General features: G+C 73.0%; 16 protein-coding genes and 1 tRNA gene. 9 read left to right on the forward strand and 8 right to left on the reverse strand.

What is annotated here, in order from left to right:
- Positions 1-491 (reverse strand): DUF3662 domain-containing protein (locus UW392_RS64710; protein WP_320784839.1); only part of this gene is annotated, 491 nt, incomplete at its 3' end.
- Positions 492-1,076: 585 nt separating this feature from the next.
- Here UW392_RS64710 and UW392_RS64715 point away from each other — a divergent pair.
- A tRNA-Leu gene (locus tag UW392_RS64715) sits at positions 1,077-1,160 on the forward strand.
- A gap of 173 nt (positions 1,161-1,333) precedes the next feature.
- Here UW392_RS64715 and UW392_RS64720 read toward each other — a convergent pair.
- Entirely contained in the window at positions 1,334-1,870 is a 537-nt protein-coding gene (locus UW392_RS64720) for an N-acetyltransferase family protein (protein ID WP_320784840.1), read from the reverse strand.
- Between the two features lie 306 nt (positions 1,871-2,176).
- On the opposite strand from UW392_RS64720, the gene UW392_RS64725 reads away from it, so the two are divergent.
- The 3 genes from UW392_RS64725 to UW392_RS64735 all read left to right on the forward strand — a co-directional run bounded on the left by UW392_RS64725 (position 2,177) and on the right by UW392_RS64735 (position 4,927).
- Positions 2,177-3,616 carry a DUF2252 domain-containing protein gene (locus UW392_RS64725; RefSeq protein WP_320784841.1) on the forward strand — a complete coding sequence of 480 codons (1,440 nt, stop codon included), beginning with the start codon at positions 2,177-2,179 and terminating at the stop codon, positions 3,614-3,616.
- 41 nt (positions 3,617-3,657) lie between these two features.
- Complete coding sequence (locus tag UW392_RS64730; protein WP_414497804.1) at positions 3,658-4,518, forward strand: hypothetical protein; 861 nt, start codon at positions 3,658-3,660, stop codon at positions 4,516-4,518.
- Between the two features lie 79 nt (positions 4,519-4,597).
- Positions 4,598-4,927 (forward strand): rhodanese-like domain-containing protein, encoded by a 330-nt coding sequence (locus UW392_RS64735; protein WP_320784885.1) that lies wholly within the window; start codon positions 4,598-4,600, stop codon positions 4,925-4,927.
- A 34-nt stretch (positions 4,928-4,961) separates the two neighbouring features.
- Here UW392_RS64735 and UW392_RS64740 read toward each other — a convergent pair whose 3' ends face one another.
- From UW392_RS64740 to paaA, 5 genes are read right to left on the reverse strand one after another with little or no spacing between them, the layout of a single operon-like run.
- Positions 4,962-6,035, reverse strand: a complete 1,074-nt coding sequence (locus UW392_RS64740) for a 2Fe-2S iron-sulfur cluster-binding protein (RefSeq protein WP_320784842.1) — start codon at positions 6,033-6,035, stop codon at positions 4,962-4,964.
- Positions 6,035-6,604 carry a 1,2-phenylacetyl-CoA epoxidase subunit PaaD gene (gene paaD / locus UW392_RS64745; RefSeq protein ID WP_414497821.1) on the reverse strand — a complete coding sequence of 190 codons (570 nt, stop codon included), beginning with the start codon at positions 6,602-6,604 and terminating at the stop codon, positions 6,035-6,037. Before paaD ends, UW392_RS64740 begins: the two co-directional genes overlap by 1 nt.
- On the reverse strand, positions 6,601-7,323 hold the full coding sequence (paaC, locus tag UW392_RS64750; protein ID WP_320784844.1) for a 1,2-phenylacetyl-CoA epoxidase subunit PaaC: 723 nt from the start codon (positions 7,321-7,323) through the stop codon (positions 6,601-6,603). Before paaC ends, paaD begins: the two co-directional genes overlap by 4 nt.
- Positions 7,320-7,607, reverse strand: coding sequence for a 1,2-phenylacetyl-CoA epoxidase subunit PaaB (paaB, locus tag UW392_RS64755; RefSeq protein WP_320784845.1), 288 nt, complete (start codon positions 7,605-7,607; stop codon positions 7,320-7,322). Before paaB ends, paaC begins: the two co-directional genes overlap by 4 nt.
- The gene (gene paaA / locus UW392_RS64760) at positions 7,604-8,635 is read right to left on the reverse strand and encodes a 1,2-phenylacetyl-CoA epoxidase subunit PaaA (RefSeq protein ID WP_320784846.1); all 1,032 of its coding nucleotides are present in this window, start codon (positions 8,633-8,635) and stop codon (positions 7,604-7,606) included. Before paaA ends, paaB begins: the two co-directional genes overlap by 4 nt.
- A 292-nt stretch (positions 8,636-8,927) precedes the next feature.
- On the opposite strand from paaA, the gene UW392_RS64765 reads away from it, so the two are divergent.
- Genes UW392_RS64765 through UW392_RS64775 form a run of 3 tightly spaced genes read left to right on the forward strand, consistent with a single transcriptional unit; the run spans position 8,928 to position 11,885 of the window.
- Complete coding sequence (locus UW392_RS64765) at positions 8,928-9,824, forward strand: DUF5819 family protein (protein ID WP_320784847.1); 897 nt, start codon at positions 8,928-8,930, stop codon at positions 9,822-9,824.
- Positions 9,821-11,149: an HTTM domain-containing protein gene (locus UW392_RS64770; protein ID WP_320784848.1), complete on the forward strand. Its 1,329-nt coding sequence runs from the start codon at positions 9,821-9,823 to the stop codon at positions 11,147-11,149. Before UW392_RS64765 ends, UW392_RS64770 begins: the two co-directional genes overlap by 4 nt.
- A complete protein-coding gene (locus UW392_RS64775) occupies positions 11,130-11,885 on the forward strand; it encodes a TrmH family RNA methyltransferase (RefSeq protein WP_320784849.1) in 756 nt (251 codons plus the stop codon). The genes UW392_RS64770 and UW392_RS64775 overlap by 20 nt, the downstream gene beginning before the upstream one ends.
- Here UW392_RS64775 and paaN read toward each other — a convergent pair.
- Entirely contained in the window at positions 11,882-13,573 is a 1,692-nt protein-coding gene (paaN, locus tag UW392_RS64780; RefSeq protein ID WP_320784850.1) for a phenylacetic acid degradation protein PaaN, read from the reverse strand. The two genes, UW392_RS64775 and paaN, sit on opposite strands and share 4 nt — an antisense overlap.
- Before the next feature lie 159 nt (positions 13,574-13,732).
- Between paaN and UW392_RS64785 the strand changes: the two genes are divergently transcribed.
- The gene (locus UW392_RS64785; RefSeq protein ID WP_320784851.1) at positions 13,733-15,247 is read left to right on the forward strand and encodes a 3-hydroxyacyl-CoA dehydrogenase; all 1,515 of its coding nucleotides are present in this window, start codon (positions 13,733-13,735) and stop codon (positions 15,245-15,247) included.
- The gene (locus tag UW392_RS64790) at positions 15,244-15,834 is read left to right on the forward strand and encodes a TetR/AcrR family transcriptional regulator (RefSeq protein ID WP_320784852.1); all 591 of its coding nucleotides are present in this window, start codon (positions 15,244-15,246) and stop codon (positions 15,832-15,834) included. The genes UW392_RS64785 and UW392_RS64790 overlap by 4 nt, the downstream gene beginning before the upstream one ends.
- Positions 15,835-15,848 lie beyond the last annotated feature (14 nt).

The following is a 15,848-nucleotide window of genomic DNA, read 5'->3' on the forward strand; positions in this document are numbered from 1 at the left end:
GAGGGCATCGGCGGGGCCGGTGCGGGTGCGGCGGGCGGATAGCCGTAGCCGCCGGGGCCGCCGGCGCCGGCTCCGGGCGGGCCGGCCGGGGCGGAGGTGGGCGCCTGCTGGCTGCTGGAGGAGGCGAGCGTACGGCTGCGCACCCGGTACAGACCGGTGTCGAGGTCGTCCGCCTTCTCCAGGTGCACCTTGATGGGGCCCATGAAGGTGTAGCGCTGCTGCTTGGCGTAGTCGCGCACCATGCCGGCGAGCTCGTCGCCGAGCTGGCCGGAGTAAGGGCTGAGGCGCTCGTAGTCCGGCGTGCTCAGCTCCACGATGAAGTCGTTGGGCACGACGGTCCGGTCGCGGTTCCAGATGGTCGCGTTGTTGTCGCACTCCCGCTGGAGCGCTCCGGCGATCTCCACCGGCTGCACCTCGGACTTGAACACCTTGGCGAAGGTGCCGTTGACCAGACCTTCGAGACGCTGCTCGAAACGCTTCAGGACTCCCATGGGGCACCTCCTCCGTCGTTGTCGTCCTGCGTACCGCGTACGTACTGCTTACTGATCGTATCCACGCGCCGGGAAATCGGCTGGTTCCCCCTGTCGGCCCGGTCGACGGGTGTCGACGCCCACTGAAGTCCCCTCCCGAATTCCCGTCGGAGCCCGTGTTCGAACTCCTCGGTGCCTCGTCCCGCAGCCGTTCTGCGGTAGGTCCCGCGGTGCTTCTGCCAAGGATCGTAGAGGTGACGCGAGACCAGTGTCCCGCACCCGGCTGTGGACCCTGCCCTCCGCAGGGGAGATGGCCGGGACCGGTACGAGGTTGATACGTGAACCAGCAGGTGCCGGTACATGGCGGGGGAGCCGCGCGAGGGGCGTGCCGGAGCGAGCGGGAGGTCGGGCGGTTGCGGGAGGGGTGGTGAGCGGGGAGCGCGCGGGCGGTGGTGGGTGGCGTGTGGGGGCTGAGCTGCCGGGACGGGAGCCCCGGGCGGGCGGGGGGAAACAAGGGATGTGAATCCACCCGCTCCAGCGTGCTAATCTTCTGCATGTCAGAAGGCGCCGCGCCGAAAGGGGCGGGAGCCGGAAGACACACCCAATGCGCGGGTGGCGGAATAGGCAGACGCGCTGGATTCAGGTTCCAGTGCCCGCAAGGGCGTGGGGGTTCAACTCCCCCCTCGCGCACAGCGGGAAGGGTCTCCACCAGGACGAAAGTCCGGTGGGGGCCCTTTCTCGTTGCCCGGGTGCGGTCAGGGGGCGGATCGGTGTCGCAGGTCGGGGCCGATGGTGAGGTATCTCACGGTCGGGGCCCGAGGGGCGGGTGTGTCAACCGGTGCTCGTTCAACGTGTGTTCATCCTCAGCGCTCGCTCGTGTTCGTGTTCGTGCCCGTGTCCAGAGCGCGTTCCATGAGCAGCGTGTCGATCCACCGGCCGTGTTTGTGGCCGACGGCCGTGAGGCGGCCGGCCTCGGTGAAACCGAGACGGCGGTGCAGGGCGACCGAGCCGCCGTCCCCGGTGTCGGCGATCACCGCGATCATCCGGCGGATCCCGGTCGCGGCGGACTCCCTCAGCAACGCGTCCAGCAGGGCCGTGCCCAGCCCGCGGCCGGTGTGCCCCGGCGCGAGGTAGACGGTGTCCTCGGCCGTGTGCCGGTAGGCGGGCTTGGGACGCCAGGGAGCGGCGTACGCGTAGCCGGCAACCGGAGGACCGGCGAGATCGGCGAGATCGGCGACGAGGAAGGGGAGGCCGCGGTCGTTCCGGTCCTTCAGCAGCCGCAGCCAGTCGTCCGTGCTCCGCGGTGTCTCGTCGAACGTGACCAGCGTCTTGGTGGCGTAGTGGGCGTAGATGTCGGCGACGGCCTCGATGTCACCGGGAGCCGCCGGGCGGACGAGCACGGGGCGCACCTCTCTCTGCAGCAACCGGCTGATGCGGACGACATCGCCGGGAGCATGCTGTCCTCGGTCGAACGTCGTCGCAAGACGCCCGCAACCGTCGTGCGGGGCGCGGCCCACGCTGCCCCGAGGTGCACCCGCTCCCACCGGATCGCACGAGTTTGCCGTCGTGGAGTCCGGTCGGCCCCGGTTGACCGCCGGTGGACGGCCCGTGCGGCTCGGCCGTTGTCCACAGGGTCTGACGCGTCCCGTCGAGCGGCTGTACGGTCGTCACGCATCGGTGTGCATGCGCGGGGGGAGGCGGTCGCGGTGACCGGGACCGGTACGGCGGAGGCGGTGGCGCAGGGGCCGGAGGGGCCGGGCGGGGCGCGGGTGCCCTGGATACGCGGTTTCGCGCGCCGGCCCTCGCGGGACTCGCCCAAGGCGGAGGGGAAGGCGCTGCGCGAGCGGGTGCGGCGCGCGGCCCACGCCGAACTGGTGCTCGACGCCGGGCGCCCGGACGTGGTGGCCGCCGTGGCGGAGTCCAACCGGGGCCGGATCCCCGAGCTGACGCCGATACGGGTCGGCAGGATGGCCAGGACACCGTTCTCGTTCCTCCGGGGTGCGGCCGGGCTCATGGCGTACGACCTCGCCCGGACGCCCATGACGGGCATCGGCGCCCAGATATGCGGTGACGCGCACGCGGGGAACTTCGGGCTGTACGGGGACGCGCGCGGCGGGCTCGTCATCGATCTGAACGACTTCGACGAGACCGTCCACGGGCCCTGGGAGTGGGACCTCAAGCGGCTCGCCACCTCGCTCGTGCTGGCCGGGCGCGAGGCGGGGGCGAACGAGGGCCGGTGCCTGGAGGCGGCGCTGGACGCGGTGGGCGCGTACCGCCGCACGGTGCGGCTGCTCGCCAGGATGCCGGCGCTCGACGCGTGGAACGCCATCGCGGACGAGGAGCTGGTCTCCTACACCGACGCCCGTGACCTGCTCGGCACGCTGGAGCGGGTGCAGGAGAAGGCGCGGGCGAACACCAGCGGGCGGTTCGCGGCGAAGTCGACGGAGGTGCTGGAGGACGGCACCCGCCGTTTCGTGCAGGCGCCGCCGGTGCTGCACCGGGTGCCCGGCGCGGAGGCCGCCGCGGTGGCCGCCTCCCTGGAGGGGTACCTGGACACCCTGCCGGAGGACCGGCTGCCGCTGCTCGCCCGGTACGCGGTGCAGGACGTCGCGTTCCGCATCGTCGGCACGGGCAGCGTGGGCGCGCGCTCGTACGTGGTCCTGCTCCAGGACCACCGGGGGGAGCCGCTCGTCCTCCAGGTCAAGGAGGCGCGCCCCTCGGCGTTGGTCCCGCACCTGGTGGAGGCCGGTTTCGAGGCGCCGGAGGTGGCGCACGAGGGGCGGCGGGTGGTCCTCGGCCAGAAGCGCATGCAGGTCGTCAGCGACAACCTGCTCGGCTGGACCACGGCCGACGGGCGTCCCTTCCAGGTGCGCCAGTTCCGCAACCGCAAGGGCAGCGTCGACCCGGCCGCGCTGGCCGCCGACCAGATCGACGACTACGCCCGGATGACCGGCGCCCTCCTGGCCCGTGCCCATACGCACAGCGCCGATCCCCGCCTCCTGGCCGGCTACTGCGGCAAGAACGAGGAACTGGACGAGGCCGTGGCGGCGTTCGCCGTCGCCTACGCGGACCGTACGGAGGCGGATCACACCGCTCTCGTGACCGCGGTCAAGGAGGGGCGGGTGGCGGCGGAGTCGGGAGTGTGAGGCGGCGGCCGGGCCGGCCGGGCGTGGCCTACGCTGGTCGGGTGACGAGCCCGGAAGCCGATCAGTCCCCGCCCCAGCCCGTGGTCGATGCCGACGCCGGTGCCGAAGCCCATGACGAGGGCCGGCGGCCCGAGATGCGGCTGGAGCGGGCCGTGCGGGCGGCCGAACAGGCGTTGATCGAGTTCGAGATCGCGGTGGAGACCTTCCGCGTCGAGGTGGAGAACTTCTCGCGGCTGCACCACCAGAAGCTCGGGCCGATGTACGCACGGCTCGACGAGCTGGACGCGCGGATCGCCGAGGCGAAGGCCGCGCGCACCGGGGCCCCGGAGGACGTCCGCGCGGCTCAGGAGGCCCGGGCACGGGTCATGCCCATGCCGGGCGTGGAGGAGCTGTTCCACGGCTGGATGGACTCGGACGGCCTGTTCCCCGAGGCCGCTGCCATGCTCACCGAACAGCCCGTACGGCCCCCGGAGCGGGTGCGGCCGAGCGAGGAGGCCCGCAGGCTCTACCGGGAGCTCGTCCGCAGGGCCCACCCGGACCTGGCGCAGGACGAGGGCGAGCGCAGGCGGCGTGACGAGTTCATCGCCCGGGTCAACGCCGCCTACGGCCGGGGGGACGAGGCGCTGCTGCGGGAGCTGTCCGCGGAGTGGGACGCCGGTCCCGTGCCCGCGGAGCGCACGCCCAGCCCCAGTGAGGAGCTGTACGCCCGCCTCGAGTGGCTCGCCCGGCGCAAGGAGCTGCTCGCCCTGGTCGCCCGTGAGCTGGAGGAGGGAGCGATCGGCGCGATGCTCCGCCTGGCGCCGGACGACCCCGACCGTCTCCTCGACGAGATCGCCGAGCAGCTGCTCGCCCAGGTGGCCGAGCGGGAGGCGGAGCTGACGCGGATCCTGGCGCAGGAGTAGCCGCGCCGCGGGCCATGGGCTGTGCGCCGCGGACTTCCGGCGGTCGGGTAGCGTCGTCCGCATGCATTTCGGAGCTGGTGTGCCCACGGTCCAGGTCGCGGACCTGAAGGACGGCGACTTCCTGCTGGACGTCCGCGAGGACGACGAGTGGCGGGCGGGTCACGCCGAGGGGGCGCTGCACATCCCCATCAGCGAGTTCGTGGCGCGGTACGGCGAGCTCACCGAGGCGGCGCCGGCGGACGGCCGGGTCGCTGTGATCTGCCGCAGCGGTGGACGGTCGGCGCAGGTCACGATGTACCTGGCGCAGCAGGGTGTCGACGCCGTGAACGTCGACGGTGGCATGCAGGCCTGGGCGGCCGGCGGGCGCCCGGTCCTGGACGACCAGGGGCAGCCGGGCTTCGTCCTCTGACGCGGCGTACGGCCGGCTCCGGGTCTTTCGGCCCTCACCGGTCGAAGTCCAGCTCCACCTGCTCCGTGACCGGATGCGACTGGCAGGCCAGCACGTAGCCGGCCGCGGTCTCCTCGGGTTCCAGCGCGAAGTTCCGGTCCATACGGACGTCGCCCGAGACCAGGAAGGCCCGGCAGGTTCCGCACACCCCGCCCTTGCAGGCGTAGGGCGCGTCGGAGCGGTTGCGCAGCACCGTGTCCAGGAGGGACTCGTGCTCGCGCACGGGCCAGGTGCCGCCGCGGCCGTCGAGACGTGCGGTGACCGTGCTGTGCACCGGGGCGGCCGTGGTCGCGGACGCCGTGACGGCCGGTGCGGTGGCCTCCACGTGGAAGATCTCCTGATGGATACGGGTCCGGGGGATGGCGAGGCCGCGCAGCGCCCGCTCCGCTTCCCGCACCAGTCCGAACGGCCCGCACAGGAACCACCCCGCGACCCGCTGGACGGGCAGCAGCGCCGGCAGCAGCCCGGCCAGCCGCTCCCGGTCGAGCCGCCCGGACGGCGGGCCGGCCTGCTGTTCCTCCCGGGAGAGCACCGTGACCAGCTGGAACCGGTCCGGGAAGCGGTCCTTGAGGTCGGCGACGTCCTCCAGGAACATCGTCGACGCCGCCGTCCGGTCGCTGCGGACCAGACAGAACCGGGCCTCCGGCGCCCGCTCCAGCAGGGTCGTCGCGATCGACAGCACGGGCGTGATGCCGCTCCCGCCCACCACCGCGGCGTACAGCCCGGGCGCGGGCTCCAGGGTGAAACGCCCGGCGGGGGTCATCACCTGCAGCTCGTCGCCGACGGCGATCTCCTTCAGCGCGTACGTGGAGAACTCGCCGCCCTCGACCAGCCGCACGCCGACCCGTAGCGTGCGGGGGCCGTCGGTGCCGGGCGCCGGCGCAGGGGAGCAGATCGAGTACGTACGGCGGATCTCGGTGCCGTCGACGGTGCGGCGCAGGGCCAGGTGCTGGCCGGGCAGGTGCCGGTACTCCTCGCGCAGTGCGGGCGGTACCGCGAGGGTGAGCGCCACGGAGTCGTCCGTCAGCCGGTCGACCGCGGCCACCGGGAGCGTGTGGAAGCGGGCCATCACACCTCCTTGAAGTGGTCGAACGGTTCGCGGCAGGCCAGGCACCGGCGCAGCGCCTTGCACGCGGTGGACGAGAAACGGCTGAGCAGCTCGGTGTCGGCCGACCCGCAGTGCGGGCAGCGCACCGGGTCCGGATGCGTGTCCGCGGCCCCGTACGCGCCCGCGTGCCGGGCCTGGGGCGGTGCGCCGGCGCGGGTGGGGCCGATGGTCAGCGGGACGGGCCCCGGGGCCCGGCTCGTACGGGGTGGCGCTATGCCGAACTCGTGGAGCTTTCGCCGCCCTTCGGGTGTGATGTCGTCCGTCGACCAGGGCGGTGCGAAGACGGTGCGGACGGCCACCTCCCGCATCCCGTACGCGTGCAGCGCCCGCTGGATGTCGGTGGACATGGCCTCGACGGCGGGGCACCCCGTGTACGTCGGCGTCAGCTCCACCTCCACCGAGTCCGCCGAGCGGACGTGGACCGCGCGGACGACTCCCAGCTCGTGCAGGGTGAGGACGGGCAGCTCGGGATCGGGCACGGATCCGGCCAGCCGGAGCAGCTCCGCCTCCAGCGGGGTCGAGGTGGTCACCATGACGCTCCCGGGTGGCTGCGGTGCAGGTGCTGCATCTCGGCGAGCATCCGGCCGAAGGGCTCGGTGTGCAGGCCCTGGCGCCCGGCACCCGCCGTCCAGGCCCCCGACCGGGGTCCTTCGGGGACCGTGAGGGTGGCTCGTCGGAGTACCTCCCCGACGGAATCCTCCCAGGCGGCCCGCAGCCCTTCCCGGTCCACCCCGTCCAGGCCGTCCACCGGCTGGAACATCTCCCCGGTGAAGCGCCACAGCGCCGTGCACGCCCGCTGCATCCGCCGGTGGCTGTCGTCCGTGCCGTCGCCGAGGCGCAGCGTCCACTGCTCGGCGTGGTCCTGGTGGTAAGCGACCTCCTTCACGGCCTTGGCCGCCAGTCCGGCGAACGCGGTGCCCCCGGCGGCCAGTTGCCCGTACAGCAGCCGCTGGTAGGTGGAGAAGTAGAGCTGGCGGGCGATGGTGTGGGCGAAGTCGCCGTTCGGCTGCTCGACGAGCTGGAGGTTGCGGAAGGCGCGCTCCTCGCGCAGGTACGCCAGTTCGTCCTCCTCGCCGGCCATCGACAGCAGCGCCCGCGCCTGGCCCAGCAGGTCCAGGGCGATGTTGGCGAGGGCGACCTCCTCCTCCAGGACGGGGGCGTGACCCGCCCACTCGCCCAGACGGTGGGAGAGCACCAGGGCGTCGTCGCCGAGGGCGAGCGCGGCGGGCGCAGCGGTGGTGGCCGTCACAGGTGCCGCACCCCCTCCGGGATCTCGTAGAACGTGGGGTGCCGGTACGGCTTGTCGGCGGCCGGTTCGAAGAACGGGTCCTTCTCGTCGGGCGAGGACGCCGTGATGGCGGCGGACGGCACGACCCAGAGGGAGACGCCCTCGCCGCGGCGGGTGTAGAGGTCGCGCGCGTTGCGCAGGGCCAGCGCGGCGTCCGGGGCGTGCAGGCTGCCGGCGTGGGTGTGCGCGAGGCCGCGCCGCGCACGTACGAAGACCTCCCACAGGGGCCAGTCGGTGTCCGTCATGCCTGCCTCACTCCTGCCTCACCGGTGTGCTTGGCCGCGTACGCCGCGGCCGCCTCCCGTACCCAGGCGCCCTCCTCGTGGGCGCGCCTGCGCTGGTCGATCCGCTGGTCGTTGCACGGGCCGTTGCCCTTCAGGACCTGCCGGAACTCCGTCCAGTCGATCGGGCCGAAGTCGTGGTGGCCACGCTCCTCGTTCCACCTCAGCTCCGGATCGGGGAGCGTGAGGCCGAGTGACTCGGCCTGGGGGACGCAGATGTCCACGAAGCGCTGGCGCAGTTCGTCGTTCGAGTGGCGTTTTATCTTCCAGGCCATCGACTGAGCGGAGTGCTGTGACTCGTCGTCGGGCGGGCCGAACATCATCAGGGACGGCCACCACCAGCGGTCCACCGCGTCCTGCGCCATGGCGTGCTGCTCGGGGGTGCCCCGGCTCAGGGCGAGCAGCAGCTCGTACCCCTGGCGCTGGTGGAAGGACTCCTCCTTGCAGATGCGGACCATCGCGCGTGCGTACGGGCCGTACGAGCAGCGGCACAGCGGGACCTGGTTGGTGATCGCGGCGCCGTCCACCAGCCAGCCGATCGCGCCGACGTCCGCCCAGGTCAGCGTGGGGTAGTTGAAGATCGAGGAGTACTTCTGGCGGCCGCTGTGCAGCTTGTCGAGGAGCTCGTCGCGGCTGGTGCCGAGGGTTTCGGCCGCGCTGTACAGGTACAGGCCGTGGCCCGCCTCGTCCTGGACCTTCGCCATGAGGATCGCCTTGCGGCGCAGGGAGGGTGCTCGCGTGATCCAGTTGGCCTCCGGCTGCATGCCGATGATCTCGGAGTGCGCGTGCTGGGCGATCTGGCGGACGAGCGTGGAGCGGTAGGCGTCGGGCATCCAGTCGCGGGGCTCGATGCGCTCGTCGGCCGCGACGGCGGCGTCGAAGGCGGCCTCGTACGCGGTCGTGGGCGAGGCCGTGTCCGCTGTCGCGAGCGCGGACCCGTCCGTCCGGTCGTCCGGATGCGTCCGGGCCGTCCGGTGCGCTGCTGTCGCCATCGGTCCACCTCGACCTCTCATTCGCTCCCGACCGATCGTTCGGTTCGCTCAGGATCCATGGTGGGTCGAGTCGCCGTAAGGTGTCAACCGCTGTGGACAACTCATGTCCAGCCGTGTGAGCGGTGTGTTGATAGGACCGCTGTGCCCGCAGCGGCTGCGCCGGGCGGGCGGGTCTGAGTACCGTGCCGGTGCGAACACGGTGGCGCGGTGCCCGGCGGCCGGCAGGAACGGTGCCGGGCGAGGTTCGGTCGCCACACAGCCGAGCGGGCCGGACAGTGGGGATCGGGGCGGAATGAACGCGCACGACGAGGGCTCGGACGCCTCGCACGGACGGGGCGCCCCGCGCGGGCCCGATGCCTCGCACGGTCCGGACGCGCCGGGCGGTTCCCCCTCCACGAGGTCCGGCGACGGCCCGGAACCGGACGTCCCCGGCATACGCCCGCCCGCTCCCCGCTCCCCGGACGACCGGTCCCCGACGCCGGCCGGCCCACCGGCCGGCCCGCGGCGGGCGGTCGATCCGCCGGTCGCGGACGCCGGGAGACCCGCCGGCGTCGCCGCGCTCTCCCTGCCCTCCCAGATCCTCGTCGTGCTCGCGCTGGCGGTCGTCGCAGTGGTCGCCTGTGTGCACATCGGGATGGTGTTCCTGCACGTCGCGCCCGAGAACACGGTGACCAAGCAGCACGGCCGGACGATCGACGCATGGGTCTACCCGGAGTTCGAACAGAACTGGAAACTGTTCGCGCCGAACCCGCTGCAGCAGAACGTCGCGGTGCAGGTGCGTGCCGAGGTGGACACCGCGGGGGGCGGCGTCCGGACGACCGGCTGGTACGACCTCTCCGCGCTGGACGGCGAGGCCATCGACGGCAACCCGCTGCCGAGCCACACCCAGCAGAACGAGCTGCGCCGGGCCTTCGACTTCTACCTGGCCTCGCACGACGACGAAGGCCGTCCCTCGGGCCGGCGCGGCGAGCTGTCCGAGCGGTACCTGCGTCGCGTCGTCGTCATGCGCCTGGAGCGGGAGGACGCCGCGGGACGGGGCGGGACCCTCGAACGCGTCCAGGTCCGTTCCCGTACCACCAGTGTGCAGCCGCCTCAGTGGAGCGAGGAGCAGGTGTCCGACAAGCCCGTCGTACGTGAGCTGCCCTGGTGGCCGGTGACCGAGCAGGACCGGACGGGAGCGGGCAGGTGAGGGGCCGGTTCGCCGCGGCGGCCGGCCGGGGCGTCGCCCGGGTCACGGACCGCGCGCTCGGGCCGTACCAGACGGCCGTCGTCCGCATCGGCTTCGCCGGTACCTGGCTGCTGTTCCTGCTGCGCGAGATCCCGCACCGGCACGAGATGTACGGGCCCGACGGTCCCTGGAGCTGGGACCTCGCCCAGCAGCTCATCGCGGGCAACGAGGCCTTCAGCGTCCTGATGTGGTCCGACAGCCGCATCTGGTTCGAGGCCGTCTACGCACTGGCCGTCCTGTCCAGCGCCCTGTTGCTGCTGGGCTGGCGCACCCGCACCATGAGCGTGCTGTTCATGGTCGGCGTGCTCTCGCTGCAGAACCGCAGCGTCTTCATGGGGGACGGCGGCGACAACGTCATCCACCTCATGGCGATCTACCTGGTGCTCACGCGCTGCGGCCTGGTCTGGTCCCTGGACGCACGCCGGTCGGGGCGTGACAGTGCCGCACGCGCGCGTGGGGAGCGGGTCGCGCCGGACAGGGCGGGGCCCGTCCTGTGGGGCGTGCTCGGCGTCTCCCTGCTCCTCGTCTCGCTCCTCGGCCGGCTGAGCGCCGGCTGGCTGGTCGTCTTCTGGGGCCTGTGGGCCGTGCAGGGGCTGTGGTGGTTCGCCGGGCACCGTGCGCGCGGGGCCGAGCCACGCGCGGTGCTCGACCTGGTCGCCAATGCCGTCCACAACGCGGCCCTGCTCGTGATCATGGCGGAGACGTGCCTGATCTACGCCACGGCCGGCTGGTACAAGGTCCAGGGGTCGCGCTGGCAGGACGGCACCGCGGTGCACTACCCCCTGCACCTGGACTACTTCTCGCCCTGGCCGGCCCTGTCGGACCTGCTGACGTCGAACGGCACGCTGGTGATGCTGGTGACGTACGGGACGGTCGTCGCGCAGGTCGCGTTCCCGTTCACGCTCTTCAACCGGCGCGTCAAGAACGTGCTCCTGACCGTCATGATCACCGAGCACGCCGCCATCGCCGTCGTCCTGGGCCTGCCGTTCTTCTCGCTCGCGATGATCGCCGCCGACGCGGTGTTCCTGCCGACGTCCTTCCTCAGGAGGCTGGGCGCGGGGGTGGCACGCGCGCGGGGGAGGCTCTTCGGGCGCCTTGCCCGTAAGGACACCGGGGACACCGGGGTCACCGGGGACACCGGGGACATGCAGGCAGGCGGAGGTGCCGGGGACGGTGAGGGCGCCGCGGACGGCGGGCTCCCCCTGCCGGGCGCGCGCCGGCCGAGCGCCCACGGGGCGGCCGGGCACGCGCCCGTAGGCTGCGCACATGAACGATCCGGTACGTGACTGGCGGCGGCTCGCCGAGACAGCCGTCCTGCTCGACGGCTTCCACGCCCTCAAGCACGCGGTGCGCTTCGGGGCCGAGGTGCCGCTGGCCGTCGCGACTGACCGGCGGGCGGCGCTCGGCCTCGCCGACGAGCTGGGCCCGGACGTGCGGGACACGCTCGACGGGCTGCTGACGGAGGTTCCGGAGACCGTGTACGCGGCACTGGTGCCGCGCCCGCACCCCACCGCCGTGGCCGCCCTGGCGATCCGGCCCTCGCGGGAGGCGGGCCTGCGGGCCCTGGCCCGCACGCCGCGCACCGCGCCCGTGGTCGTCCTCGACAACCCGCGCAACCTCGGCAACGCCGGAGCCGTGATCCGCCTCGCGGCCGGCTTCGGGGCGACCGGTGTGGTCACCACCGGCACGCTCGACCCCTGGCACCCCACGGTCGTCCGCGGCGGGGCGGGCCTGCACTTCGCGACCACCGTGGAGCGGCTGGGCCCGGACGAACTGCCACCGGGACCGGTGTTCGCCCTCGACCCGGAGGGCGACGACATCCGCGGGGTGAAGCTCCCGGACGACGCCGTGCTCGCCTTCGGCTCCGAACGCAGCGGGCTCTCCGCGGAGGTCCGGGACCGCACCGACCACCTGGTGTCCCTGCCGATGCGCCCCCAGGTCTCCAGCTACAACCTCGCGACCAGTGTGGCCATGACGCTGTTCCACTGGAGCGCCGGCGGGGGCGCACCGGTCGCCCCCTAGCCCGGCCTGCGCACCTCCACCACGCGGAAGCGGTTCGCCACGAACGCCGCGTCGCACAGCGCGGCGTTGGCCGCGGGGTTGCCGCCCGAGCCGTGGAAGTCGGAGAACGCGGCCGTCTGGTTGACGTAGACCCCGCCCGTGAGGTTGAGGGAGAGCTGGGCGGCCTCTTCCAGGCAGACCTCCTCGACGTCCCGCTCGACGTCCTGCGAGGTCGTGTACGCGGCGACCGTCATCGCGCCCTTCTCGCGGACCGTCCGGCGCAGCAGGTCCACCGCGTCGGCCGCCGAGTCCACCGCGACCGCGAAGGAGACCGGTCCGAAGCACTCGCTCATGAAGGCCGCCTCGTCGTCCGGCTTGGCGTCGTCGAGCTTCACGATCAGCGGGGTGCGGACGACGGCGTCCGGGAACTCCGGGTGGGTGATCGCGCGCGAGGCGAGGGCCACCTCGCCGAGCCCCGCGGCGGCCTCCAGGCGGGCCTTCACGTCCGGGTTGACGATCGCGCCGAGCAGGGCGTTCGCGCGCGCGTCGTCCCCGAGCAGGCCGTCCACCGCCCTCGCGAGGTCGGCGACGACCTCGTCGTACGACTTGGCGCCCTCGTTCGTGGTGATGCCGTCGCGGGGGACGAGCAGGTTCTGCGGGGTGGTGCACATCTGGCCGCTGTAGAGGGAGAGCGAGAAGGCCAGGTTGGCCAGCATGCCCTGGTAGTCGTCCGTGGACTCCACGAGGACCGTGTTGACGCCGGCCTTCTCGGTGTACACCTGCGCCTGGCGGGCGTTCGCCTCCAGCCAGTCGCCGAAGGCGGTCGAGCCCGTGTAGTCGACGATGCGGATCTCCGGGCGCACGGCCAGCTCCCTGGCGATGCCCTCGTCCGGCCGCTCGGCGGCCAGCGTCACCAGGTTGGCATCGAAGCCCGCCCGGGCGAGCACCTCGCGGGCGATGCGCACGGTGAGCGCGAGCGGCAGCACCGCGCGCGGATGGGGCTTCACCAGGACCGCGTTCCCGGTGGCCAGGGACGCGAACAGGCCCGGGTAGCCGTTCCACGTCGGGAAGGTGTTGCAGCCGATGAGCAGGGCGATGCCGCGCGGGACGGCCCGGAACGCCTTGGTCAGCACCAGCGGGTCCCGCTTGCCCTGGGGCTTGGTCCACTCGGCGGTGTCGGGGGTGCGCGTCTGCTCGGCGTAGGCGTACGCGACCGCCTCCAGACCGCGGTCCTGCGCATGGGGACCGCCCGCCTGGAAGGCCATCAGGTACGCCTGGCCGCTGGTGTGCATCACCGCGTGCGCGATCTCGTGCGTGCGGTCGCCGATGAGCCGGAGGATCTCCAGACAGACCGCGGCGCGCAGCTCCGGGCCCGCGTCGCGCCAGGCGCCCTGTCCCGCGCGCATGGCGGGCAGCAGCACCTCCACGTCCGCGTGCGGGTACGTGACGCCCAGCTCGACGCCGTACGGCGAGACCTCGCCGCCGACCCAGTCGTCCGTGCCCGGCTGGCCCAGGTCGAGGCGGGTGCCGAGGAGGGCGTCGAAGGCCGCCCTGCCGTCCGCGGGGCTCAGGCTGCCCCGCTCGCCGTACGCCTTGGGGTGTTCGGGGTGCGGGGACCAGTACGCGCGCGTGCGGATCGCTTCCAGCGCCTGGTCGAGGGTGGGCCGGTGCGTGGCGATCACTTCGTGGGCGGTGAGTTCGGCGGCCATGGGGGACCAACTCCTCGTCTCATGAGCTCCTCGTCGAACTCATGACCTGGGCGGAAACAGGGACGGGAACGGACGACAGGGTTAGAGTAACCGAACGATCGGTCGGGACAAGGGGGTCCGCCGCATCTGTGGACGACGGCGTGCGGGAGGATCGCGCACATGACAGCACTCGACCCCAGCAGCCCCGTGGCCGTGGTCGGCACGGGCACCATGGGCCAGGGCATCGCCCAGGTCGCGCTGGTCGCGGGCCACCCCGTACGGCTGTACGACGCCGTCCCCGGCCGCGCCCGGGAAGCGGCCGACGCGATCGGCGCCCGCCTCGACCGGCTCGTCGAGAAGGAGCGGCTCGGCGCCGCCGACCGGGACGCGGCACGGGCCGGGCTGCACCCCGCCGACAGCCTCGCCGAGCTCGCGGACTGCGGCCTCGTCGTCGAGGCGGTGCTCGAACGCCTCGACGTGAAGCAGGAGCTCTTCCGCGCGCTGGAGGACGTCGTCGCCGAGGACTGCCTGCTCGCCACCAACACCTCCTCCCTCTCCGTCACGGCCGTCGGCGGTGCCCTGCGCCACCCGGGTCGGCTCGTCGGGCTGCACTTCTTCAACCCGGCGCCGCTGCTGCCCCTCGTCGAAGTGGTCTCCGGGTCCGCGACCGACGTCACGTCGGCCACGCGCGCGTACGAGACGGCCCGGGCCTGGGGCAAGACCCCGGTCGCCTGCGCGGACACCCCCGGGTTCATCGTCAACCGCATCGCACGGCCCTTCTACGCCGAGGCGTTCGCGGTGTACGAGGCCCAGGGCGCCGATCCGGCGACCATCGACGCGGTACTGCGCGAGTGCGGCGGCTTCCGGATGGGCGCCTTCGAACTGACCGACCTGATCGGGCAGGACGTCAACGAGTCGGTCACCCACTCCGTGTGGCGGGCCTTCTTCCGGGACGTGCGCTTCACGCCCTCGCTCGCCCAGCGGCGGCTCGTCGAGTCCGGCCGCCACGGCCGCAAGACCGGGCGGGGCTGGTACGACTACGCGGACGGCGCCGAGCGGCCCGAACCGCACACCGCGGAGCGGGCCCAGGCGCCCGCGTACGTCGTCGTCGAGGGCGACCTGGGCCCCGCGGCCGAGCTTCTCGCGCTGATCCGCGAGGCGGGCGTCCCCGTCCGCGAGGAGGACGAGGACCACGGCACCCGCCTCGTGCTGCCGAGCGGCGGCCAGCTGGTCCTCGCCGACGGCCAGACGTCCGTGGAGTTCCGTGACGTCGTCTACTTCGACCTCGCGTACGACTACCGCACGGCGACCCGCATCGCCCTGTCCGCCTCCCAGGAGACCTCGCCGCGGACCCTCTCCGAGGCGACCGGCCTGTTCCAGGCCCTCGGCAAGGACGTCAGCGTGATCGGTGACGTGCCCGGCATGATCGTGGCCCGCACGGTGGCACGGATCGTCGACCTCGCGTACGACGCCGTCGCCAAGGGCGTCGCCACCGCGGAGGACGTCGACACCGCGATGCGGCTGGGGGTCAGCTACCCGGCGGGACCGTTCCAGTGGAGCCGGCGGCTGGGCCGGACCTGGGCGCACGACCTCCTCGAGGAACTGCACCTGCGCGAGCCCGGCGGCCGCTACGCGCCCTCGCTCGCGCTGTACCGCCACGGCCACGCCTCCGACCAGCGGGAGGACACCGCATGACCACCGCCAAGCGCGACACGTACACCCCCGAGACGCTGCTCTCCGTCGCCGTCCAGGTCTTCAACGAACGCGGTTACGACGGCACCTCCATGGAGCACCTCTCCAAGGCGGCCGGCATCTCCAAGTCCTCGATCTACCACCATGTCGCGGGCAAGGAGGAGCTGCTGCGCCGCGCCGTCAGCAGGGCGCTCGACGGGCTCTTCGGCATCCTCGACGAGGAGCACGCGCGCGCGGGGCGTGCCGTGGAACGCCTCGAGTACGTGGTGCGGCGCATGGTCGAGGTGCTCACCGCCGAACTGCCGTACGTGACCCTGCTGCTGCGGGTGCGCGGCAACACCGACACCGAGCGATGGGCGCTGGAGCGGCGCCGGGAGTTCGACCACCGCGTCGCCGAACTGCTGCGGGCCGCGGCCGCCGACGGGGACGTGCGCGCCGACGTGGAGGTGCGCCTCGCGACCCGGCTGGTCTTCGGGATGATCAACTCGATCGTCGAGTGGTACCGGCCGGACAGCCGGGGCGTGGGCGAGCGCGAGGTCGCCGACGCCGTCGTCCTGTTGGTGTTCGGGGGGCTGCGCGCGGAGGGCTGAGGCGGGAGGCGGGC

The organism is Streptomyces sp. CRN 30, assembly GCF_034105845.1.